The following is a 23,198-nucleotide window of genomic DNA, read 5'->3' as shown; positions in this document are numbered from 1 at the left end:
GGAAACCCAACGGCACGGCTTGGCGTGCTGGTCCCGGAGAGACGAATCGCGGCATGGTCGATCTGCGGATGGAAATGCGCGGCGCGGAGCTCGCATGAGGCTTGCCCTGACAGCATTCGCCGCCGTACTGGCTTTGCTGCTGGATGCGTCTTGCACAAACCTGGCGCGAGCCGATTGGCGCGATGTTATCGGAACGTTCCGTATCGGTATCGTCGCCGAACCGTTGCCGGTCCGAGGGACTGCGTGCTGGCTGCAGCCATCGTGCGTCTAGTCTCGGCCCGCGGTCGCAAGCAATAGCAACAGACCGGTTAGCGGGCTTCAGGCGTCAGCAATCGCTGCACGGAATGGTCGGGCTCCTGCGCGGCCGCAGATAATAAGTTTCCGCCATCGATATCGAATTGAAGACCGAGCTCAACCCGAACCGGCTTTGGCCGTCCGCCGACCAGGTGATGATTGGCTTGTAGGCGAGATCGCTTTCGACCCGAATGAGGAACGTGCCTTTGATCTTGAGCGCGCTCGGGACCGTTGTGGTGGAATCCTTGACCGCGTCGACGCTAGAGACGCCATCGACCAGTTTGCGCGACCACACGACCAGGACTTTCGGCGTCGTCTCGTTGGTCACCTGTATCGCCGTGATAATGATCTTCGGTTTCGAGCGGTTGTAGGGCTGGAGCGTGGAACTGCCGATCGCCATGATGGCATCGACATCGGCCGCCTTGACGGTCTGCTGCTGCGTGACGAGGTCCGCTACCATGCTGCCGATGCGGCTGACCTTCTTGCTGGTCTCGATGGCTTGCGAGGCCTCCATTGTCATAAAGTACATGATCAACAAGACAGGCACGATGAGGGCAAACTCGACAGCCGCAATACCGCGGCGGTCCGAGCAAAGCCGGACTGCTCTTGTACAAATCCCTGCGATGCCCAGCTGTGCCCCCGCACGAATCATGGCTTTGCCCTTTTCAAGCGACTACGTGGTTCAGTTGTCGAACGGCTCGTTCTGCCAAGTGATCGAAGCAAAATGCAGCGTTTTGCCGTCCTTCAGGTTGGCCATCGATTTGGCCATGAAGTCGGTCATCACCGGCCATTTGTAAAAAACACGCAGCATGTTTCTCGACTCCGCCAGGCCAGGTGCGACGGTGAAGGTCTGTGTGCTCGTGCCCTTGGTCAGCACGACGTCGCCATCCTGGATCTTGAAACCGGCCAGCGCCGCATCGGCGAAGGTCGGATATTCGCGCAAGTCCACCAGCAATCCGGGACAGGTCTTGGCGACCATGATCTCCAATTTGGTGCAGATCATATCCCGCAGCTTGGTGCCGGACACATCGGCCGGTCTTAGTTGGCCGGTACGCAGCTGGCGCGCGATGTCGTCGGTTGCGTTTGCCATCACTTCCTGTGCGGCAAAAGAAATGCAGCTCTCCAGGATGGCGAAGACAAGAAGCGCGAAAGGAATTGCAAGCATGGCGAATTCGATCGCCGTGCTTCCGCGGCGGTCGCCCAAAAACCGTCTTGGAGAACCTGCTCGTCCTGCCTTGCTCATGTCCTCTGCCCGCCGATGCCGCTTCTGTATCGGTCCCACCCTTAGTCGGAACCGATTGAAGTCCGGTTGGAATGACCGTTAAATTCAACGGGAAGGCCTTAACCCGGCGATAACCGAAGCACGTACTCGCCAAAGACGGAGACGTCGGCTACTAATGCGCGGCGCTCATTTCGGCTTCAGAGGCCTTCTCGGCATCGCTCTTATACGAGCTTTCGCAATATGGCGCGCAGGACATGGTCTGTACTTCGGAACGCCGATAGATGCGCACCGACGACGCTGCCTGGCGTACGACGGTTATTTGCTCATCGACGATCGGGTTGCCCTCCTGGTCGAGGACGACGAGATTGGTGACGCCAAATCCCTTGCCGGTCAGTACGATCGTCGATGCATCCTGCACGGAGGCGTCGGCGATCGCCGGATTGCCGACGACAATCGTATCGGCGGCGCGCGACAATTTGATGATCTTTGCCTGGTTCATCGTCACCTCGATGCCGGCGCCGGCCCTGGCTGGAAAGGCGAAAGCCGCTGCGGCAAAAAGCACGGCAACTGGAAATGATGATCTCGGCCCGGCCATTGAGGCGCCCCCTGGCAAACTGTTCAACGGAACATGAATGAGATTGGTGAACCAACCGTTAAGCGGCTGGAGTTCAGGACCAAGCCGGAACCGGCATTGGGCCTAGCCGGCACGGCTGGAACGTCTTTGCCGAATTGCGCCTCTTGCGCCTTTTGTCAGCCCGGGGGCCTAGCGGCGGGTATTTTAGTTCTGGGTTAACCACGCAATGTCGTCGAAGCGGGAAAGGAATCGGTAAGCCTGTTTATTAAGCCGATTGAAACAGCTTCTCCTTAGATTCGCAGTATCCGATCAGCCACCAAGAGAAGTTGACGGAAGTGCTGTAACAATTGGAGTAGGAGCTCGAATGTCTAACCTCATCGCACGTTTTGTGAAGGACGAATCCGGCGCGACCGCTATCGAATACGGTCTGATCGCCGCTCTTATCGCACTCGCCATCATGGTCGGCGCCGGCCAGCTCGGCAACTCGCTGAACGCCAAGTTCACCGCCATCTCCACTAAGGTGAACGGTAGCTGACCGTAACGGGTTCGGTTGTTCTGAAATAAGGGCCGCCGCACTGGCGGCCCTTATTTAGTCCTCGCATGATTTGAAATTTAGGCCTCATCAGTCGTTAATCGAATAGGATTAGGCTGGGGCTAGATGCAATTGGGTCATAGGCGCGCCGATGCTTGAAGCCGTGATCTTCGTCGTGTTTCCGTTCTGCATGCTTTTTGCCGCGATCTCCGACATGCTTTCGATGACGATCGCCAATCGCGTGCCGGTGTTGCTTGTGGTTGTCTTCGCCTTGGTTGCGCCTTTGACCGGCATGGACTGGGCCACCTATGGCTGGCATTTCGCCGCCGCCGGCCTGGTTCTCGCGGTGACGTTCGGCCTGTTCGCGCTGGGCGGCATGGGCGGCGGCGACGCCAAGCTTCTGGCTGCCACTGCCATGTGGATGGGACTGAACATCCATCTCATCGAATACCTCGTCGCCTCGACATTCATCGGCGGACTGCTGACGCTAGCCATCCTCGCCTATCGAAAATCGCCGCTTGCCGCCGTCACAAGCCACAATCCGTTCCTGCGCCATTTCGCCGATGAGGCGACCGGCGTTCCGTACGGCATCGCGCTTGGCATTGGCGGTCTGCTCACCTATTCCGACTCGCCATTGATGGCCTGGGCACTTACCAGGCTGGCGGGCTGAATTTCGCTTTACGCGGTTGGCGCCGAGCAGGCGAGTTGGCCACGTTTTCCTTCGGGCCGGGCTTGTCGGTCCAATTTATGTAAACGTTAAATTAATCACGATCGTAAGTATAACATTAACCTTGTTTTGACGATTGCCGCTGCAAAGTCCCGCTTGGCTACGTGGTTTGCCAAGGCGAGGTTCGGACAGATGCCAGCATCCCGATTGATTATTCTGAGCGTGGCGATAGCCGCGGCCGGTGGTGCAGGCTATGTCGCGAAGAACATGGTCGTGGCTCCGCCGCCTCCGGTTGTCGATTCCGGTCCTCAGGCGCCGGCGATCGCGCTGCAGGATGTGCTTGTTCTTTCCGGCGACGTTCCGATGGGCAGTCCGCTTGAAAACAACATTTCCTGGGAGTCATGGCCGTCCGCCGGCATCAACGCAAATTTCATCACCCGCGCCGCCGAGCCTGAAGCGCTGGACAAGCTGAAGGGCGCCGTCGCTCGCGTGGCGCTCTACGCCGGCGAGCCGCTGCGGCGCTCGAAGCTGATCGGTGAAGGGCAAAGCTTCATGTCGTCGATCCTGCCCTCCGGCATGCGGGCCGTTGCCACAAGCATCTCGGCCGACACCTCGGCCGGTGGCTTTATTCTTCCCAACGATTTCGTCGACGTCATCATGACCCGCAGAGCCGATCCCGCCAATGGCGGTGGTCCGGGCTTCACGACCGAAACTATCCTGAAGAACATTCGCGTCCTGGCGATCGACCAGACCATTCAGGAGGACGAGGAAGGTAAGAAGACCAGGGTTGGCCAGACCGCCACCCTGGAACTGACGCCGCAGCAGTCCGAGATCATCACCGTCGCACAGCAGATGGCGGATCGCCTGACATTGGCGCTGCGCTCGATCAAGGACAGTCAGGACAAGAATGTGGGCGAAGCCGATTACCTGGTTTCCGGCAATGGCCGGCGCGGAACCGTGCGGTTGATCAAGTCGGGCGAAGTTTCCGAAGTGGGGGCGAGGAAATGAGGCTAAAAACCAAATTGCCGGTCACGCTGGCTGCGGCGATCGGCCTGCTTTTCCTTGGAACGAATGCATATGGCGTTCTCTGTGCCAGCGCAGCAGGCGACAACGCCAGGGTGACGGCTTCGACCGCCACCCAGCGGGTCAAGCTCGGACTGAACAAGTCGGTGGTCATCGACCTCCCGAGCGATGCCTACGACATTCTCGTCGCCAACCCCGCTGTAGCCGACGCGGTGACCCGCACCGCCAGGCGCATCTATCTGTTTGGAAAGGCGGTCGGCGAGACCAATATCTTCGTCTTTGGCCCGAATGGCGAGCAGATCGTCAGCCTTGACCTAGCGGTCGAACGTGACGTCGCCGGGCTGGAGGATTATATCAAGCGCTTCATCCCGTCATCGGAGGTCAAGGTCGAGTTGCTGAACGACAACGTCGTTCTGACCGGAACCGTGGACACTCCTCTGGACGCCAAGCGCGCGGCCGATCTGGCAACCATTTTCGTGTCCGGCGGCGAGGCGACCACGGGTCAATATTCGCAGACCGCTGCCGGCGGTTCGGCTGAAGCCGGCGTCGCGATCGATAACCCAGATGCCGAGCGCCGCGTCAGCAAGATCGTCAACCTGCTGCAGATCATCGGCGACGACCAGGTGACGCTGAAGGTAACGGTCGCGGAAGTCAGCCGCTCGGTGATGAAGCAGCTCGGCGTCAACATGGTGGGCAACGGCAGCAGCAACGGCATCAGCTGGGGCGCGGTAAGCGACAATTTCACTGGTTTGGGCAAGTCGCTGTCGAACTCGGGCCTCTCTATCGGGAGCTCGACGCTGCAGGCCTACATCAATGCCATGGAACAGTCCGGTGTCATGAAAACCCTCGCCGAACCAACATTGACGGCCGTATCCGGCGAGAAGGCGACCTTCAAGGTTGGCGGCGAATACAACATGGTGACCAGCGTTTCCCAAGCCGTATCAAACGATAACCAGACCGGTCTGAAGACGTATTCGGTCGAGAAGATCGAATACGGCATTGGCCTGGAATTCCAGCCGGTGGTGCTGTCTCCCGGCCGTATCAGCCTGAAAGTCAGAACCTCGGTTTCCGAGCCGACAACGGAGGGGTCTGTGTCTTTGTCCGAAGGCGTAACAAGCCCGGGCATGAATGCCCTGTCGCTCCGCAAGCGCTTGGCCGACACAACAGTGGAACTGCCTTCGGGCGGCTCGATGATGATTGCCGGCCTTGTCCGCGATGATCTCAGGCAAGCCGTCAACGGCTTACCTGGTCTGACAAAGATTCCAGTGCTTGGCGCGCTGTTCCGCAGCAGGGATTTCGTTCGCAACGAGACCGAGCTCGTCATCATCATTACGCCCTATCTGGTGAAGCCGGTGGCGCGCAACGATCTTGCCAAGCCGGATGACAATTTCAACGCCGCCAGCGATGGCGCCGGCATCTTCCTTGGCCGCGTCAACCGTGTCTACGGCACCATGCAGACCGACAAGCCCAACGGCCGTTACCACGGCGTTGTCGGCTTTATCTACAAGTAAGCGGGGAAGCGGTCATGTCTAAGGCAGCATCGAAGGCACGGGCGATCACCGCGACGCGGTCGGTCCATTCGCGAATCTGGCGGCCGGCCGTTCCCATTATGGCGATCGCGGTGGCGGCATTGCTGGCCGGCTGCGCCAATCGCGACAGCGTCACGGTGGGTGCCATACCGGACGATTATCGCACCACCCATCCGATCGTCATAGCCGAGAAGATACAGAAGATCGACCTTCCGGTCGGCGCCGGCGACCGTGGCATGACCAGATCCCAGCGTGACACGCTCCTGGGCTTCCTGGACGGATACGACAGGAGCGCGGCTCCGGTGCTGACGATCGAGATTCCGAGCGGCTCAGCCAACGAAATCGCAGCGGCCGTGGCCGGCCGCGATTTCGCCAGGCTGGCCATAGCCAGCGGCATCAGCCGGAAGCGGATCGCCATGCGGTCCTATCAGTCTGTTTCGGCCGAAGCGTCCGCACCGATCCGTGTTGCCTACGTCTCGGTGAAGGCTCAGACGGATAAATGCGGGCGCTGGCCCGAAGACCTGCTGCAGACTTCGGAAAACAAGCACTATGCCGATTTCGGCTGTTCGTATCAGAACAACCTGGCTGCCCAGATGGCCAATCCGTCCGATTTGATCGGGCCACGCAAGCCGACCCCGATCGACGCGGAAAATCGCGGCGCGGTGATCGACGTCTATCGTGACAGAGGTATTTCGGACGAATTCCTCGGCAATTCGGAAGTCGAATATTAACGAGTGTTGAGGCTCAACAAACCCTAAGCCGCGCAAGTCACGGAAAGTGATGACAATGAGCAATCTTGCCTATGACACAGAGGTACCGGGCGGCGAAACCTCGGAGCAGGATATTGCCGCGATGCAGGCGTTGCGGCCGATCCCGCGCATTTCGATCCAGGCATTTTGCGAGACCGAAGGCGTAGCCAATCCGGTCGAGCGCGCCGGCGAGGATCGCCGCATGGCCAAGGCCCATCTGAAGGTGCATATGGGGGGCATCCCTACCGCTATCGAATTCTATCAGTCGGCGCCGACACCGAACCTGATCCTGCTTGAATCGCGCAGCGAGCCGAAGCTATTGCTTGAACAACTCGCCCAGCTCTCCGAGCATTGTGACCCGACCTCCAAGGTGGTGGTTGTCGGCCACTACAACGATGTCGGCCTGTACCGCGAACTCATTCGTTCGGGCATTTCCGAGTATGTCATCGCGCCCGTATCGATGGCCGACATCGTCAGCGTGGTGTCTTCGATCTTCGTTGATCCGGAAGCGGAGCCGATCGGCCGCTCGATTGCCTTCGTCGGCGCCAAAGGCGGCGTCGGCTCCTCGACCATAGCCCATAATGTGGCCTGGGCCATGTCGTCCCTTTTCAAATCCGAAGTGGTTGTCGCCGATCTCGACCTCGCCTTCGGAACGGCCAATATCAATTTCGACCAGGATCCGGCGCAAGGCATTGCCGAGGCAGTCTTCTCGCCGGAACGCGTCGACGAGGTCTATCTCGACCGGCTGCTCGCCCAATGCGCCGAGCACCTGTCGCTGCTTGCGGCCCCTTCGACCCTGGAGCGGGTCTACGATTTCGATCCCGACGCCTTCACCCAGCTTATCGACATAGCCCAGCGTAGCGCGCCGCTCCTCGTGCTCGATGTTCCCCACGTGTGGGCCGGCTGGACCAAGAACACGCTGGTCAAGGCCGACGAGATCGTCATCACGGCGACGCCCGAACTGGCCAATCTGCGCAACACGAAGAACCTGGTCGACATGCTGAAGCGGCTTCGTCCGAACGATCCCGCGCCAAAGCTTGTGATCAACCAGGCCGGTGTGCCGAAACGTCCTGAGATTACGCCGTCCGACTTCTCCGAATCGCTCGGCCTTTCGCCGATGTCGGTCATCCCGTTCGAGCCGCTTTTGTTCGGAAATGCTGCCAACAACGGACGTATGCTCGGTGAGATGGATGCCAAGAATCCGGTTGTCGCCACGATCAACGAGATCGCCCATGTGCTGACAGGGCGCAGCGAAATCAAGGTGAAGAAAAAGGCTGGCCTCGGCAATCTGATCGGCAAGCTTTCGCGCAACAAGAAGTGATGCCTCAGCGGTGGAATTGGTAAGCGATCATGTTTGGTAAAAGAGGCAGCGACGACGGCAACCGGACCATTCCGGAATTCCGTCAGCCAGCACCCGCACCTGCTGCGCCGGCGGCCGCAAACCCTGTGGAAGCGGCTGTAACTGCCAGGTCGGCGGCGCTGCCGCCATCCGGCGCGCCTGCCGCGCCGGCGGTTCGCCGTGCGGTCGAGCCGCCGCCATTGGCCCCGGAGCCGAAAAGTATCCAGCGCCAAAAGAGCGAAACCTACTACGACACCAAAAGCCAGGTCTTCGCCGCACTCATCGATACGATAGATCTGTCGCAGCTCGCCAAACTCGATCCCGAAAGCGCGCGCGAGGAAATCCGCGACATTGTCAACGACATCATCGCGATCAAGAATTTCGCGATGTCCATCGCCGAGCAGGAAGAGCTTCTCGAGGATATCTGCAATGACGTTTTGGGCTACGGGCCGCTGGAGCCACTGCTTGCCCGCGACGATATTGCCGACATCATGGTCAATGGCTCCAAGAACGTCTACATCGAAGTCAACGGCAAGGTCGAGCAGACCGGCATCCGTTTCCGCGACAACCAGCAGCTCCTCAACATCTGCCAGCGTATCGTCAGCCAGGTTGGCCGCCGCGTCGATGAATCAAGCCCGATCTGCGATGCGCGTCTTCCTGATGGCTCCCGTGTCAACGTCATCGCACCGCCCCTGGCTATCGACGGCACCGCACTTACCATCCGCAAGTTCAAGAAGGACAAGCTGACGCTCGACCAGCTGGTCAAGTTCGGCTCGATTTCTCCGCAAGGGGCCGAGATTCTCAAGATCATCGGGCGTGTCCGCTGCAACATTGTCATCTCGGGCGGTACCGGCTCAGGCAAGACGACGCTGCTCAATTGCCTGACCAACTATATCGACCGCGAAGAACGCGTCATCACCTGCGAGGACTCAGCTGAGCTGCAATTGCAGCAGCCGCATGTGGTGCGTCTCGAAACCCGTCCGCCCAACCTCGAAGGCGAGGGCGAAGTGACCATGCGCGACCTGGTCAAGAACTGTCTGCGCATGCGCCCCGAACGTATTATCGTCGGCGAAGTGCGCGGACCCGAAGTGTTCGACCTGCTGCAGGCGATGAACACCGGCCATGACGGCTCGATGGGAACGATCCACTCGAACAGCCCGCGCGAATGCCTCAACCGTATAGAGTCGATGATCGCCATGGGCGGCTATACGCTGCCGCAAAAAACCGTGCGCGAAATCGTCGTCGGCTCCGTCGACGTGATCATACAGGCTGCACGCCTGCGCGACGGATCGCGGCGTATCACCCACATCACCGAGGTGATCGGCATGGAAGGCGACGTCATCATCACCCAGGACATCGTTCTCTATAACATCAAGGGCGAGGACGCGAACGGCAGGCTGCTGGGCGAGCACGTGTCGACTGGCATCGGCCGTCCGCATTTCTGGGAGCGCGCCCGCTACTACGGTGAGGAGCAGCGCCTCGCGGTTGCGCTCGAGGCGATGGAGAAACGCGCTGATTGATCCGTCTGGAAGCGTGGGGGCCAGGGTCGATGTTCGGAATTGACGGCACCGTATTGGCATTCGTCGTGCTCGCCGGCTTCAGCGCCGGCGCTGTGGCCTATGCTTTCCTGTTTAACCGGATCAGCACCGAGAAGCAGGTCGGCAAGCGGCTTGAATCGATCAAGACCGCCGAGACGGATCGTTCCGTCGTCAAGGCGTCGCGCGATCGCGTGGCGGAAGCGGCCAAGCGTCGCAAGTCCGTCCAGGATTCGCTGAAGGATCTCGATCAAAAGCAAAAGTCCAATCAGAGCCTGGTCAAGAAACCACCGCTGAAGATCCAAATCCGTCAGGCCGGCATGAAGATCTCGCTTGAGCGCTTCTATGTCTACTCGGCGGTCTGCGGCGTCGTCTTGACGGCTCTCGTCTATTTCATCGGCGCACCGTTGCTGGTCTTGCCGGCTGCGCTGCTGGTCGGCGTCTTGGGTCTGCCCCGCTGGTTCGTCTCGTTTCGCCGCGCGCACCGCGTCAAGGCGTTCCTCAACGAATTTCCGAACGCGCTCGATATCATTGTGCGTGCGGTAAAATCCGGCCTGCCGCTGAACGATGCCGTGCGCCTGATCGCCAACGAATCCCCCGAGCCGGTCAAGACCGAGTTCCGCCGCATCGTCGATTCGCAGCAAATGGGTTTGTCGATCCCCGACGCGGCCATGCGCATGCCAGAAACGATGCCGTGCACCGAGGCGAGCTTCTTCGGCATCGTCATCCAGATCCAGTCTCAGGCCGGCGGCAATCTTTCCGAAGCGCTGGGCAATCTTTCGCGCGTGCTTCGCGACCGCAAGAAAATGAAAGCCAAGGTCCAGGCATTGTCCATGGAAGCCAAGGCATCCGCCGTGATCATCGGCGCGTTGCCTTTCGTCGTCGCCTTTCTCGTCTATTTGACGAGCCCGAACTACATCATGCCCCTCTTCATCACCAGCACCGGCCATCTGATCCTCGGTTGTTCCGGCATCTGGATGTCGATGGGCGTCCTGGTAATGCGCAAGATGATGAATTTCGAAGTCTAGGACTCGCGTATGACCGATCACGTCATCAGAACTCTCACCGACCCGTCCCTGCTGATCGCACTGCTGGTCGGTATCGCGGTGTTTGCGACCGTCTTCACGCTGCTGCCCGCTTTTGGCGGGAACCAGCTCAAGGCGCGCATGAAATCCGTAGCGCTGGAGCGCGATGAGCTGCGCGCCAAGCAGCGCGCGCGGCTGGCAGTCGAAGCCGACCGCCGCCGCAAGGGCCTGCGCGAAGAACAGTCGGTCGGCATGCGCAATATTGTCGATCGCCTGGATCTCAGGCGTGCGCTGGCGGATGAAGGTACCTTGCAGAAATTGAAAGTGGCGGGTTTTCGCGGGCAAAATCCGCTGACGCGCTTCCTTTTCTTCCGTCTCGTCCTGCCCTTCATCGGCTTTGCATTGGCGGCGATGTATCTGTTCGTGCTCGGCGGATTGCCCGAGCAGCCGCTTTTCGTGAAGCTGTTCGTGTGCATCGTGGTAGCCTATGCGGGATTCTACGCGCCCGTGCTCTACGTCAACAACCGCGCTACCAAGCGCAAGCAATCGATTCAGATGGCGTGGCCGGACGCGCTCGACCTGTTGCTGATATGCGTCGAGTCCGGCATGTCGGTGGAAGCGGCGCTTCGCAAGGTCGCCGATGAGATCGGCGCGCAATCGGTGGCATTGGCGGAAGAATTCATCCTGACAAACGCCGAGCTTTCCTATCTGCAGGAGCGCAAGCAGGCCTACGAGAACCTTGCAAGCCGAACTGGCCTGGAATCCGTCAGGTCGGTGTCCCAGGCGTTGGTTCAGGCCGAGCGCTACGGCACGCCCGTGGCGCATGCGTTGCGGGTGCTTGCCAGTGAGAGCCGCGACATGCGCATGAATGCCGCCGAGAAGAAGGCGGCCGCGCTGCCGCCGAAGCTCACCGTGCCGATGATCCTGTTCTTCCTGCCGGTGCTGTTCGCCATTATTCTGGGTCCCGCCGGCATCCAGGTGAGCCAGCGCGGCATCTTTGGCGACCAGCCGAAATCCAGCAGCGAGTAGCGCCAGCGGCGTTGCCAGAAACGCTGATACGATTCAGAGCCACGCTGCCGGTGCAGCGCGGCTCTTTGCGTTAGACATGTTGCGGAATTCGCGCGCCGGTTCGGCGCTCGAAGCGGTCAGTTGGTGGCGGGCTTTGCCTTGTCCTGGTCCTTGAGCTGGCTCCAGGCATTCTGCTGCGCCAGCATCTGGCGAAGGTAAGCGACGTTAGCCTGCGCCTGATCCTGCGACAGCTCTTGCGAGGCGATCTTCTCGGCCTCGTCGAAACGGCCTTGCAGACCGACGACCAGCGCAAGGTTCTGGCGGACGCGGCTATCTGCATTCGGCTGCTGGGCGGCTGAGCGCATATAGGTTTCGGCCGTGCGCAAATCACCTTCCAGCACGTACGACATGCCGAGATTGGAAAGGATCGACGGTTCGTTCGGCCTGAGATCCAACGCCTTGCGATAGCCTTGGCGCGCCTCGTCCTTTTGGCCGAGCTGGTCGAGAATGGCAGCTTCCGCCGACACCAGTTTCCAATCAGGATATTCAGGGGTCTGCGCGCGGCGCACGGCATCGAGAGCCGGTTCGAACTGTCCGTTGGCGGCAAGCGCCTTGCCATAGGCGGCGAGCACGTCGCGGTCCTTCGGCAGGGCGATCGCCAGCTTGCGCATCACCGCAAGCGATTGGTCTGCGTCGCCGTCCATCTGCAGCGCCGCGGCATAATTTGTCGCGATCCGCTTGTCGCTGGGGTTTTTCGAATAGGACTGGCCAAGCGCCATCGTAGCGTTGTGCAGTTCGCCCGCCGACATTGTTTCCAGCGGCTTGCCGCTTGGACGAGAAATCGAGCCAGTCGTCAATTTGCTGGTTCCGCAGCCAGCGACGCCTGCGGCAAGCGCCATCATCAACGCCGTGCTGATCAGCCTATTTGCGCTGGCGTTCATCCTGCGGTTGGTCGGCATCGGCACCAGGGCTCCGTTCATGCGCGTGACCATTTGCGAGGTCATCTTTCCTCCCGCAGAAATATTCTGTTAACCCTAACGGAGAGTTAAGAAACGCCGACTCGGAAGCCGGAGGCCAGCGAATGCCTGTCGAACTCGTCGAGAAAGAATTGAGCAATGCGCTGCCGGTCCATCTGGTGGCGAAGGATGCTCTGGCGGCGGCGGGCCTTGCGCCATCGTCGGTCGCCTGGGCCAAGGCCAACGGCTTTTCCGGCGAGGCCGGCAGGACGCTGATCGTGCCTGGCGACAACGGCGCGATTGCCGGAGCCCTGTTCGGCACCGGTGATGGCGAGGGCGCACTGGCCATCGGCGCACTAGCGAGAGCCTTGCCCGAAGGCGAGTGGCATTTTGCGTCCGCACCGGCCAAGCCGGAGCTTACGGCACTCGCCGTAGCGCTCGGCGGCTATGTCTTCACCCGCTACGGCAAGAAGCCAGGCAAGACGCTTCGCCTCGCGCTGCCGGCAGGCACCGACATTGCCCGCATCCGCCGCATCGCCAATGGAGTTTTCCTGGCGCGCGATCTGGTCAACACGCCGACCAGCGATATGGGCCCCGATCAGCTGGAAAAAGCCGCCCGAACCTTGGCCGCGACGCACAAGGCCGAATTATCGGTGACCAAAGGCGACGATCTTCTTACCGCCAACTTTCCGATGATCCACGCCGTCGGTCGGGCTTCTGCCGACGCGCCGCGCCTGATCGACATGATTTGGGGGCCGAACAATGCCCCCAGGATAACGCTGGTCGGCAAGGGCGTCTGCTTCGATACAGGCGGTCTCGACATCAAGCCGTCCTCGGGCATGCTTTTGATGAAGAAGGACATGGGCGGCGCTGCCAACGTGCTGGGCCTCGCTTCCATGATCATGGCCACCGGGCTGAAGGTCCGGCTTCGCGTGCTCATCCCGGCTGTCGAGAATTCGATAGCCGGCAACGCCTTCCGGCCAGGCGACGTGCTGGTGAGCCGCAAGGGCATCACCGTCGAAATCGGCAACACCGACGCCGAAGGACGGCTGGTGCTCGCCGATGCCTTGGCCTTGGCCGACGACGAAGAGCCGCAGATGCTGGTCGATATGGCGACGCTGACAGGCGCTGCCCGTGTTGCGCTCGGTCCCGACCTGCCGCCGTTCTACACCGGTGACGAGGCGCTTGCATCCGAGCTGGCGGACGCCTCCGTTGCGGTCGAGGATCCGCTATGGCGCATGCCGTTGTGGAAGCCCTATGACGCCAAGCTGGCGTCGAAGGTGGCCAACATCAACAACGTCACGTCGGACGGTTTCGCCGGCTCGATCACCGCGGCGCTTTTCCTGAAGCGCTTCGTGGAAAAGACCGCCGGCTGGGCGCATGTCGACATCTTCGCCTGGAACCCGTTCGACCGCCCGCACGGCCTTGCCGGTGGCGAAGCGCAAGGCATCCGGGCGCTGGAGCAGGTCATTTCGAACCGCTACGGCTGATTCTCGGGCATAGCCGACGAAGGTATTGACTGAAACGGAACCGAAACAATTTTCCGTCATGCTGGACGGATGTCGATTATCATGCGTCCAAGCCAGGCCTTGCGACTATGGCAACAGGTGGTGTTATCCGAGGTGCGTGACGACGCGCCCGATCTCACTATGCGCCAGACGGCGATCCTGTTCACCATCTATCTCGATCCGCCGCCGCACACGGTGCGGGGGTTAGCCGCCCGACTCAACGTCACCAAGCCGGTGATCACCCGTGCGCTCGATACGATGGGGGCGCTGAAACTGGTGTCGCGCCACCGCGACGAGCTCGACAAGCGCAACGTGCTGGTCAGGCGCACAGTCGAAGGCGCGCTCTTTGTCGAGCGCTTTGGCGATGTTATCATTGCCAGAGCCCAAGAGTTGCCCATTTGAACGAGTTGCCGATTTGACCGCCAGGGATGCCCGCCTCCATGCCTTCCGCTCCGATCTCGCCGACGCCAGGCTGACAGGCGAGGTCGCCGCCGACCGTTTCGTCGCCGGCCGGCCGGCTCGCATATCAGCCTCCGCGGCCGATGTCCGCAAGGCTCCGCGCCCGGATGCCGGCGTCGATACCCAGCTTCTGTTCGGCGAAGACGTCCTCGTCTTCGAGGACGTTGAGGGCTGGGCCTGGATACAGGCCGAGCGCGACGGCTATGTCGGCTATGTCGCCGACACTGTGCTGGGCGGTCGGGACCATGCACCCACGCATGTTGTCTCGGTGCCGCGCACTTTCCTCTATCCGGGACCGGATTTGCGGTTCCCGGTGAGCGGGGAGCTCTCGATGGGGTCAGCGGTAACAGTGAAAGGCGCGGCTGAAACACGCCGCACGTACTATGCTCTGCTGCCATCCGGCGAGGCGGTCATATCTGACCATCTCAGGCCTGTCGCCGAGGTTGCCCCCGACTACGTCGCGGTCGCCGAGGCGTTTCTCGGCACGCCCTATCTATGGGGCGGCGTTTCCGGCTTCGGCATCGATTGTTCCGGTCTCGTGCAACTTGCAATGCACATGGCTGGCAGGCAAGTGCTGCGCGACACCGACATGCAGGCGGCGACCGTCGGTGAACCGCTCGACCTCGGGCCGGATTTTGCCGGGTTGCGGCGCGGCGACCTGGTCTTCTGGAAAGGCCACGTCGCGATCATGACGGATCCGGAGACCATGATCCACGCCAACGGCCACACCATGCTGGTGTCGCGTGAAGGACTGAGGGAGGCGGTCGCCCGTATCGGCTATCTCTATGGCGGACCGACCGGGTTTCGCCGGCCGTAACGCGAATCGATCACCTTTTGTTCTGATTCTGCTTGGCGATTGCGCGCCGCCGCGCTACGTCTGGCGCGTGACAGAGCAGCCGCGCCTTGCCGAACAGAATGCCGCCGTCGTCCTGCCCGAGCCATTTGTCAAATGGTTTGAAGAAAAGGGCTGGTCGCCGCGCGCCCACCAGATCGATTTGCTGGCCAAAGCCCAGGGCGGCCGGTCGGTATTACTAATCGCCCCGACCGGCGCCGGCAAGACGCTGGCCGGGTTCTTGCCATCGCTGACCGAACTGGCCGGCCGGCCGAGGAGAAGGCCGGGGCAGGCGCATCGAGGCATCCACACACTCTACATCTCGCCGCTGAAGGCGCTGGCCGTCGACATCGAGCGCAATCTCGGCAAACCCGTCGCAGAAATCGGGCTGCCGGTCACCGTCGAGACGCGCACCGGCGACACGCCCGCACACAAGCGCCAGCGGCAGAAGCTGGCGCCGCCCGACATTCTCCTGACCACGCCCGAGCAATTGGCGCTGCTGATTGCCGCGCCCGATGCCAGGCGCTTCTTCGAGGACCTGCGCTATGTCGTGCTCGACGAATTGCATTCGCTGGTGACCTCGAAGCGCGGGCATCTCCTGTCGCTCGGGCTGGCCCGGCTGCGCTCGTTTATGCCCGCCCTGCAGACGATAGGCCTGTCGGCGACGGTCGCCGAGCCTGACGAATTGCGGCGCTGGCTGGTCAGCCAGAATCCACCGGGGCCGATGGCCGAACTGATCGTCGTCACTGGCGGCGCCAAGCCCGACATCTCCATTCTCGATTCGGAGGAGCGCGTGCCGTGGGCGGGACATTCGGCCCGCTACGCAACGCCGGAAATCTACAACGAGATCAAGCGCCACAAGACAACCCTGCTGTTCGTCAACACGCGCAGCCAGGCGGAGTTGCTGTTCCAGGAGTTGTGGCGGGTCAACGAGGAGACCTTGCCGATCGCGCTGCATCACGGCTCCCTCGACGTCGCGCAGCGCCGGCGTGTCGAAAAGGCAATGGGCGAGAACGCCCTGCGCGCCATCGTCGCCACGTCGACGCTCGACCTCGGCATCGACTGGGGCGATGTCGACCTGGTCGTCCATGTCGGCGCGCCGAAAGGTGCCAGCCGGCTGGCGCAGCGCATCGGCCGTGCCAACCACCGTATGGACGAGCCGTCCAAGGCGATCCTGATACCGGCCAACCGCTTCGAGGTGCTGGAATGCAGGGCGGCGCTCGACGCCAATTATCTCGGTGCCCAGGATACGCCGCCGCTGGTCGATGGCGGGCTCGACGTCCTGGCGCAGCACGTGCTGGGCTGTGCCTGCGGTGCGCCGTTCCATGCCGATGCGCTGTTCGAGGAGGTGCGGACGGCAGCACCCTATGCCGATCTCGATCGCCCGACATTCGATCGCGTCATCGATTTCGTCGCCACTGGCGGCTATGCGCTAAAGAACTACGAGCGCTATGCCCGCATCCGGTTGAACAAGGACGGACTGTGGCGGGTCTCAAATCCTCGCGTCGCCCAGCAATACCGGCTCAACGTCGGCACCATCATCGAAGTGCCGGCGCTCAACGTCCGCTACGTCCAGGCCGGCAGCAGAGGCGCGGCTTCGCGTGGCGGCCGGGTTCTGGGCAAGATCGAGGAGGCGTTCCTCGAAACGCTGACGCATGGCGACACCTTCATGTTCGCCGGCAAGGTGCTGCGCTTCGAAGGTATCCGCGAGAATGAGTGCTTTGTCTCGAATGCACCCGGCAGCGACGCCAAGGTGCCGTATTACGGTGGTGGCAAATTCCCGCTTTCGACGTACCTGGCCGAACAGGTCCGCGCCATGCTGGACGATCCGCAGCGCTGGAAGAAGCTGCCGGAGCAGGTCGCCGACTGGCTACGCTTCCAGGCCGACAAGTCGGTGCTGCCGAAACGCGACGATCTGCTGATCGAGACCTTTCAGCGCGGCAACCGCCACTATCTGGTGGCCTATCCGTTCGAGGGCAGGCTGGCGCACCAGACGCTCGGCATGCTGCTCACCCGCCGCCTCGACAGGGGGGGAGCCAAGCCGCTCGGCTTCGTCGCCACCGACTATGCGCTTGCCATATGGTCGCTGGCCGATATGGGCCATATGTTCAGGGCGAAGAAACCGTCGCTGGCTGCGCTATTCGATCAGGACATGCTGGGCGACGACCTCGAAGCCTGGCTCGCCGGCAGTTGGTTGTTGAAGCGCACCTTTCGCAATTGCGCGCTGATCTCGGGATTGATCGAGAAACGCCACCCGGGGCAGGAGAAGAGCGGCCGCCAGGTAACCGTGTCGACGGATCTCATCTACGACGTGCTGCGCAGCCACGAGCCCGACCATATCCTTTTGCAGGCGACGCGTGCCGATGCCGCGACCGGTCTCTTGGATGTCAGCAGACTTGCCGAGATGCTCTCGCGCGTCCAAGGTCGAATCATGCATAAGAACCTCGAGCAGATATCGCCGCTCGCCGTGCCGATCATGCTCGAGATCGGCAAAATGCCGGTGCACGGCGAGGCCGATGACACGCTGCTGATGGATGCAGCCACGCTGGTCGAGGAGGCCATGGGGACGAAATGACTGTCGCGCTGGCCATGGCTGCGCCTCTGGCGGATGCGGGCGCTGTCCGTATCGCCGGCGAACGCGCGATCTGCGACCGTCGCGGCGTGCTCTATTTTCCCGAATTCCGGCTTCTGACCGTATCCGACCTGCATCTGGAAAAAGGCTCATCACTGGCCAGGCGCGGCACGCTGGTCCCACCTTACGACACCGGTGCGACGTTGCTCCGGCTACAGGCGGTGATCGCCGATTATCAGCCTGCGATCGTTATCAGCCTGGGCGACAGTTTTCACGATGGCGGCGGCGCCGCACGTATGCACGCGAGCTTTCGCCAAAGGCTGGAAGGGCTGATGGTCGGGCGCGACTGGTTCTGGGTCGCCGGCAATCATGATCCAGAAGCGCCGGCCGACTTGCCAGGCGAGACCGTGCGCGAGCTGGCCATAGGCTCGCTACTCTTCCGGCACGAGCCTTCGGCGGTGAGAGTGGAAGGCGAGATATCAGGCCACCTGCATCCTTGCGCCCGCATCGTGCAGCAAGGCCGTTCGGTGCGGCGTCGTTGCTTTGCCGGCGATGGCGGCCGCATGATCATGCCGGCTTTCGGCGCCTATACCGGCTCGCTCAACGTGCTCGATCGCGCCTATGCCGGGCTGTTCCGCCGCGAAACGCTGATGGCCTATATGCTTGGCACAGAGCGCATTTTCGCGATTTCCCACGCGATGCTCAGGCCGGGCTGAACCTACCTGCCGTAGTACAAAGTGACCGTGTGCTTGGCCTCGGCGAAGAACAGCCAGCGCTCGACCAGCATTCCGGCGAGTTGGGCGATTGCGGCGAGTATCGACAGTGCTGCCGCATAGGGCCACGGCAAGGCGAACGCCGCGACCAGCAGCAACGCGGGCAAAGCAAAGGCCAGCACCTGCGTGATCTGGCGGAGTTTAGCGCTGTGCTTGCGCGCAATGCGAAAGCCCATCTCCTTGAGCAGATAGTTTTCCTCGGTATGCGGCCATTCCAGCGACCGCACCGTGCCGCCGGAAAGCCCGGTTGCGGTGTTGGCATTGGTCGGGATCTCCAGCCTGTCATTGTATCGCCAGGTCGCCAGCTTCAAACCCCAGCCGAGCGCGGTCAGCAACAGGGCAGCCGCCAGAAGCATATTCGAGCCTGCGGCAAATCCCTGCAGCAGGGCGTTGAGCAGTACGCTGCCGGTCATCGCCGAAAAGACCAGGTAGGCGGGCAGGGTGAAGCGGCTGTGCCACTGGGCAATCGGCTTCAACGACGCGTAGATCATGCCGGTGGTGCAGACGGTTGCGACCGCGCCGATGGCAGCGAGCAGCCCGGCGACAGCCGCCCAGCCGCTCGTACGGCCGAGGACCACCCAGCCAATACCGAACAACCCCGCCGGCACGAAGGTGGCGACCGAGGCAACACCTTCGCGCGACAGCCATGAGCTACGCCATTGCGAGAAGGCACGCCAGGCGCGTTCGGGCCGGCCGAGATGGCCGGCCGACGACAGCAGGCCTGTCGAGATCAGGCCAAGCGCCAGCCCCATGCCGGTGAGGCCAAGCCAGAAATCGGGCGGGATAAAGCCCTGTCCGGCGAGCACGCCAAGCAGCGCGAGCAGGCCGTAACCGGCGCCCGTGGCCGTGGTGAAAAAGACGACGGAGAAGGCTGGATGCATGAAGGCACGGGTCAGTTCGAAAGCATGCGGTCGACCCAGCCGAGGAAGCCGCCTTCAGCCTGCACCGCTTCAAGCGCTGGCGCCGGCACCGATGCGGCGCGGGTGGTGTGGGCACGTGGCGGCAGATATTTGTTGGTCGGCTTATAGCCCATTTCCGGCATCAGATCGACACCGCCGCGCTCGGCCACCAGTTGCGAGATAGCGGATGCCGGATCGCCCAGATCGCCAAAATGCCGCGCGCTGGTCGGGCAAGCAGCGACGCAGGCGGGCACGCGATCTTCTTCCGCCAGATTGTCGTTGTAGATGCGGTCGACGCACAACGTGCATTTCTTCATCACGCCGACATTGGTGTCGAATTCGCGCGCTCCGTAGGGACAGGCCCAGCTGCACAGTTTGCAGCCGATGCATTTGTCCTCGTCGACCAGCACGATGCCATCCGACGCCCGCTTGTAGGAGGCGCCGGTCGGGCAGACCGTGACGCACGCCGGCGTCTCGCAGTGCAGGCAGGAGCGTGGGAAATTGACCGTGCGCCCACCCATCTCGGTCATGTGCTCATAACTGTGCACGCGGTTGAACCAGACGCCGTCGACATTGCCGCCATAGGGGTCGATGTCGGTCAGCGGCGCCATGTGGCCGCCGGTGTTCCATTCCTTGCAGGCGGTAACGCAGGCCTGGCAGCCGACGCAGGTGTCGAGATCGATGACAAGGCCGAGCTTCTTGTCGGTGTGGGTGGGAAGGCAAGTCATTTGGCAGCTTCTCTTTCCCGACGGAATTCGGCGCCGAAACTAAGCTTATCGGGCGGGGGTTCAAAATGCGGCGGCTGTCGGAACCGCTCGAACTGCGGTTCGGTGAAGCCTGCTTCCTCGTCTGCGCATTTGACGATGCGCACGCGCAGGTCGAACCATGCCGCCTGGCCGGTGACAGGATCGGAATTCGAATAGTGTTTGCCATTCGCATCGGCAGAGGTCTGGTCGCCGATGATGTGGTTGAGTAGAAAGCCGCGATTGGATTCGGCCGCCTCATCCTTCAGCCCCCAGCTGCCGCGACGCTTGCCGATCGCATTCCAGGTCCACACCGTATTGGCGTTGACGCCGTCGACCAGCTTGATCTGTCCTTTGACCTTGCCGTTGATGCTCTCGATCCACACCCAGTCATCATCGACAAGCCCGAGGCTGGCGGCGGTCCGATTGTGCACGAACAGCCGGTTCTGGCTGGTGATCTGCCTTAGCCACGCATTCTGCCCGCCCCAGGAATGGTACATGTGCATCGGCCGCTGCGTCAGCGCGTGGAGCGGATAGGCTTGGCTATCGACGGCAGCCTCTTCGAAGGGCGCGTACCAGAACGGCAGCGGATCCATATAGGTCTCGATACGGCTGCGCTCCGCCTCCGGCGGCAGCACCCCGCCATGGCCGCGCGCCGCAAGGCGAAAGCGCTGCATCGGCTCCGAATAGAGTTGGAAGACGATCGGCTCGGCCTTCGGCATGAAGCCCATGCTCTCAGCGAATTCGAGATACGAGCGGTTGGCCATCTTGTAGTAGCGCTGATCGGCGGCGAAATCCTGGTGCCAGAAGCCGCCATTATCGATGTAGCGCTGCAACTGGTCGGGATTGACCTCGCCCTTGCCGACCGAGGCCCCGTCCTTGCCGCGCCAGCCGGCGAGCGGACCGACACCTGGCGTGCGCTCGTGATTGACGATGTAGTCGGCATAGTCGCGGTATTTGGCGGAGCCGTCGTCATGAACGAAGCCCGGCAGACCGAGCCGCGCGCCGAGTTCGATCAGAACCGTCTGGAACGGCCTGACGTCGCGATCCGGCTCGACAACGGGATGGCGGATAGCGTCGCCCGGACCGTCGGCGTGGCTGATCGGCCGGTCGAGCAGACTGATACAGTCATGACGCTCGAGATAGGTCGTGTCCGGCAGCACCAGATCGGCAAAAGGTACGGTCTCGGAATAATAAGCGTCGGAATAGATGATGAACGGGATCTTGTGCTCACCTGACGCATCGATATCGGTCAGCATTGCCATCGTCTCGACGGTGTTCATCGACGAGTTCCAAGCCATGTTGGACATGTACATGAACAGAGTGTCAATCGTGTAGGGATCCCCGGCCCAGGCGTTGCGGATAACCGTGTGCATGAGCCCATGGGCGGCCAGCGGCGCGTCCCAGGAGTATGCCTTGTCGATACGGATCGGTTTGCCGCCTCCGTCGATCAGCAGGTCTTCCGGCCCGCAGACGAAGCCGAGCGGCATGCCTTCGAGTGGTGTCATCGGCTTCACATTCTTGCCGGCGGGCTTTGGACCCGGCGGCGCGGACCGCGGATAAGGCGGTTTGAAGCGGAAGCCGCCCGGCACGTCCACCGTGCCGAGAAGCACCTGAAGCAGATGAATGGCGCGGCAAGTGTGAAATCCGTTCGAATGGGCCGAGATGCCGCGCATCGCATGCATCGACACCGGCCGACCCTTGATGGTCTCGTGCCGGCGGCCGGCCCAGTCCGTCCAGGCCACCGGCAGTTCGATTTGCTGTTCGAAGGCGACATGAGCGAGTTCTGCGGCAATGCGTCGGATGGTGTCGGCGGAGATGCCGCACCGGTCAGTGACGGCGTCCGGTGAATAGCTCTCGTCCAGATAACGGTCGGCGACGAGTTGGAAGACCGGCACGCAGCGGCGGCCGTCGACGAGAACGCTGCCGGTCAATGCGGGCTTCGCGTCGGCATCGCTGGCATTGACAGGCGTCTTCGCCACCCTGTCCCAAGCCAGCGGATTGCCGTCGCCATTGCGCATGAACAGCCCGTCATCGACAGCTCCAGGCTCCTGAACGACCAGGATGTGGGCATTGGTGAACCGCAAGAGGTACTCGAGATCGATGCGGCCAGCCTTCAGCAATTCATGGATGAGGGCGAATACGAACAGGCCGTCGGTGCCGGGCCGGATGCCGATCCAGTCGTCGGCAATTGCATTATAGCCGGTGCGGCAGGGATTGATTGAAACCACCTTGGCGCCGCGCGCCTTGAGCTTGCCGAGTCCGATCTTGATCGGATTGGAATCATGGTCTTCGGCAACCCCGAACAGCATGAAATATTTGGTGTTGTCCCAGTCGGGCTCGCCGAACTCCCAGAACGAGCCGCCAATCGTGTAGAGGCCGCCGGCTGCCATGTTCACCGAGCAGAAACCGCCATGGGCGGCGAAGTTCGGCGTGCCGAACTGGCTCGCCCACCAGCCGGTCAGCGATTGCGACTGGTCGCGCCCGGTGAAGAAGGCGAGTTTCTTCGGATCGGTCTGGCGGATGTTCGAAAGCCGTTCTGTCGCGATCGACAAAGCTTCCTCCCACTCGATCTCGCGGAACTCGCCCGAGCCGCGCAGTCCGGTGCGCAGCAATGGTTTCGTCAGCCGGGCCGGGCTGTAATGCTGCATGATGCCGGCGCTGCCTTTGCCGCACAGCACGCCGCGATTGACCGGATGATCCTTGTTGCCGTTGATGTACCGAACCTTGCCGTCCTTGATATGGACGTCGATGCCGCAGCGGCAGGCGCACATATAGCAGGTGGTCTTGGCGATGCTGTCGGAGACATCAGGCGAAGTATCGACGCCGTCGCGTTCAGCGGGCGCGCGCGTATCGGCAAGCGGCCGTTGTGATGGTGCCGAATTGGCTCCGCGCAGCAGGTTGTTGGTCATGATCCGGTGATGCTCTTGCGCTCCGCGAACTTGGCTCTCGTCTTCGG

The 23,198-nt window shown here is 61.8% G+C and carries 21 protein-coding genes and 1 pseudogene; 15 read left to right on the top strand and 7 right to left on the bottom strand.

Annotation, left to right across the window (positions count from 1 at the left end; genetic code table 11):
• Positions 1–94 precede the first annotated feature (94 nt).
• Positions 95–223 (top strand): annotated as a pseudogene (locus NKI67_RS33890) (phosphate/phosphite/phosphonate ABC transporter substrate-binding protein); the annotation flags it as partial.
• Between the two features lie 102 nt (positions 224–325).
• On the opposite strand, the gene NKI67_RS19090 reads toward NKI67_RS33890, so the two are convergent.
• The 3 genes from NKI67_RS19090 to NKI67_RS19080 all read right to left on the bottom strand — a co-directional run bounded on the left by NKI67_RS19090 (position 326) and on the right by NKI67_RS19080 (position 2,111).
• Positions 326–946 (bottom strand): TadE/TadG family type IV pilus assembly protein, encoded by a 621-nt coding sequence (locus NKI67_RS19090; protein WP_023676926.1) that lies wholly within the window; start codon positions 944–946, stop codon positions 326–328.
• 30 nt (positions 947–976) lie between these two features.
• Positions 977–1,537: a TadE/TadG family type IV pilus assembly protein gene (locus NKI67_RS19085; protein WP_023676927.1), complete on the bottom strand. Its 561-nt coding sequence runs from the start codon at positions 1,535–1,537 to the stop codon at positions 977–979.
• 151 nt (positions 1,538–1,688) lie between these two features.
• Positions 1,689–2,111: a pilus assembly protein N-terminal domain-containing protein gene (locus tag NKI67_RS19080; RefSeq protein WP_023676928.1), complete on the bottom strand. Its 423-nt coding sequence runs from the start codon at positions 2,109–2,111 to the stop codon at positions 1,689–1,691.
• Positions 2,112–2,454: 343 nt separating this feature from the next.
• Here NKI67_RS19080 and NKI67_RS19075 point away from each other — a divergent pair, with 343 nt between their 5' ends.
• The 9 genes from NKI67_RS19075 (at position 2,455) to NKI67_RS19035 (ending at position 11,518) form a co-directional block, all read left to right on the top strand.
• Positions 2,455–2,625, top strand: a complete 171-nt coding sequence (locus NKI67_RS19075) for a Flp family type IVb pilin (RefSeq protein ID WP_023676929.1) — start codon at positions 2,455–2,457, stop codon at positions 2,623–2,625.
• A 148-nt stretch (positions 2,626–2,773) separates the two neighbouring features.
• The gene (locus tag NKI67_RS19070) at positions 2,774–3,292 is read left to right on the top strand and encodes an A24 family peptidase (protein ID WP_023676930.1); all 519 of its coding nucleotides are present in this window, start codon (positions 2,774–2,776) and stop codon (positions 3,290–3,292) included.
• Positions 3,293–3,481: 189 nt separating this feature from the next.
• The gene (cpaB, locus tag NKI67_RS19065) at positions 3,482–4,297 is read left to right on the top strand and encodes a Flp pilus assembly protein CpaB (protein WP_023676931.1); all 816 of its coding nucleotides are present in this window, start codon (positions 3,482–3,484) and stop codon (positions 4,295–4,297) included.
• Positions 4,294–5,823 carry a type II and III secretion system protein family protein gene (locus tag NKI67_RS19060; protein ID WP_023676932.1) on the top strand — a complete coding sequence of 510 codons (1,530 nt, stop codon included), beginning with the start codon at positions 4,294–4,296 and terminating at the stop codon, positions 5,821–5,823. Before cpaB ends, NKI67_RS19060 begins: the two co-directional genes overlap by 4 nt.
• A 14-nt stretch (positions 5,824–5,837) precedes the next feature.
• Positions 5,838–6,572 (top strand): CpaD family pilus assembly protein, encoded by a 735-nt coding sequence (locus NKI67_RS19055; RefSeq protein WP_023676933.1) that lies wholly within the window; start codon positions 5,838–5,840, stop codon positions 6,570–6,572.
• 55 nt (positions 6,573–6,627) lie between these two features.
• Positions 6,628–7,911 carry a CpaE/TadZ family protein gene (locus tag NKI67_RS19050; RefSeq protein WP_352646414.1) on the top strand — a complete coding sequence of 428 codons (1,284 nt, stop codon included), beginning with the start codon at positions 6,628–6,630 and terminating at the stop codon, positions 7,909–7,911.
• 29 nt (positions 7,912–7,940) lie between these two features.
• The gene (locus NKI67_RS19045) at positions 7,941–9,449 is read left to right on the top strand and encodes a TadA family conjugal transfer-associated ATPase (protein ID WP_352455132.1); all 1,509 of its coding nucleotides are present in this window, start codon (positions 7,941–7,943) and stop codon (positions 9,447–9,449) included.
• Between the two features lie 29 nt (positions 9,450–9,478).
• The gene (locus NKI67_RS19040; RefSeq protein WP_023676935.1) at positions 9,479–10,492 is read left to right on the top strand and encodes a type II secretion system F family protein; all 1,014 of its coding nucleotides are present in this window, start codon (positions 9,479–9,481) and stop codon (positions 10,490–10,492) included.
• Positions 10,493–10,501: 9 nt separating this feature from the next.
• Complete coding sequence (locus NKI67_RS19035) at positions 10,502–11,518, top strand: type II secretion system F family protein (protein WP_023676936.1); 1,017 nt, start codon at positions 10,502–10,504, stop codon at positions 11,516–11,518.
• Positions 11,519–11,634: 116 nt separating this feature from the next.
• Here NKI67_RS19035 and NKI67_RS19030 read toward each other — a convergent pair whose 3' ends face one another.
• The gene (locus NKI67_RS19030; RefSeq protein ID WP_023676937.1) at positions 11,635–12,456 is read right to left on the bottom strand and encodes a tetratricopeptide repeat protein; all 822 of its coding nucleotides are present in this window, start codon (positions 12,454–12,456) and stop codon (positions 11,635–11,637) included.
• A gap of 122 nt (positions 12,457–12,578) precedes the next feature.
• Between NKI67_RS19030 and NKI67_RS19025 the strand changes: the two genes are divergently transcribed.
• From NKI67_RS19025 to pdeM, 5 genes are all read left to right on the top strand, one after another.
• Positions 12,579–13,943 carry a leucyl aminopeptidase family protein gene (locus NKI67_RS19025; RefSeq protein ID WP_023676938.1) on the top strand — a complete coding sequence of 455 codons (1,365 nt, stop codon included), beginning with the start codon at positions 12,579–12,581 and terminating at the stop codon, positions 13,941–13,943.
• Positions 13,944–14,012: 69 nt separating this feature from the next.
• Positions 14,013–14,363, top strand: a complete 351-nt coding sequence (locus NKI67_RS19020; RefSeq protein WP_023676939.1) for a MarR family winged helix-turn-helix transcriptional regulator — start codon at positions 14,013–14,015, stop codon at positions 14,361–14,363.
• Positions 14,326–15,237 carry a C40 family peptidase gene (locus NKI67_RS19015; RefSeq protein WP_084641121.1) on the top strand — a complete coding sequence of 304 codons (912 nt, stop codon included), beginning with the start codon at positions 14,326–14,328 and terminating at the stop codon, positions 15,235–15,237. The genes NKI67_RS19020 and NKI67_RS19015 overlap by 38 nt, the downstream gene beginning before the upstream one ends.
• 67 nt (positions 15,238–15,304) lie before the next feature.
• Positions 15,305–17,827, top strand: a complete 2,523-nt coding sequence (locus tag NKI67_RS19010; protein WP_023676941.1) for a ligase-associated DNA damage response DEXH box helicase — start codon at positions 15,305–15,307, stop codon at positions 17,825–17,827.
• Positions 17,824–18,540: a ligase-associated DNA damage response endonuclease PdeM gene (pdeM, locus tag NKI67_RS19005; protein WP_023676942.1), complete on the top strand. Its 717-nt coding sequence runs from the start codon at positions 17,824–17,826 to the stop codon at positions 18,538–18,540. Before NKI67_RS19010 ends, pdeM begins: the two co-directional genes overlap by 4 nt.
• 2 nt (positions 18,541–18,542) lie before the next feature.
• On the opposite strand, the gene NKI67_RS19000 is transcribed toward pdeM, so the two are convergent.
• The 3 genes from NKI67_RS19000 to NKI67_RS18990 are packed head-to-tail and all read right to left on the bottom strand — an operon-like array spanning position 18,543 to position 23,151.
• Positions 18,543–19,478: a dimethyl sulfoxide reductase anchor subunit family protein gene (locus NKI67_RS19000; RefSeq protein WP_023676943.1), complete on the bottom strand. Its 936-nt coding sequence runs from the start codon at positions 19,476–19,478 to the stop codon at positions 18,543–18,545.
• An 11-nt stretch (positions 19,479–19,489) separates the two neighbouring features.
• Positions 19,490–20,224 (bottom strand): 4Fe-4S dicluster domain-containing protein, encoded by a 735-nt coding sequence (locus NKI67_RS18995; protein ID WP_023676944.1) that lies wholly within the window; start codon positions 20,222–20,224, stop codon positions 19,490–19,492.
• Complete coding sequence (locus NKI67_RS18990) at positions 20,221–23,151, bottom strand: molybdopterin oxidoreductase family protein (protein ID WP_352646412.1); 2,931 nt, start codon at positions 23,149–23,151, stop codon at positions 20,221–20,223. Before NKI67_RS18990 ends, NKI67_RS18995 begins: the two co-directional genes overlap by 4 nt.
• Between the last annotated feature and the right edge of the window lie 47 nt (positions 23,152–23,198).

The sequence above is a fragment of the Mesorhizobium sp. M0408 genome, from assembly GCF_040321495.1.
GTDB lineage: Bacteria > Pseudomonadota > Alphaproteobacteria > Rhizobiales > Rhizobiaceae > Mesorhizobium.
This window is presented reverse-complemented; position numbering and strand designations above follow the sequence as displayed.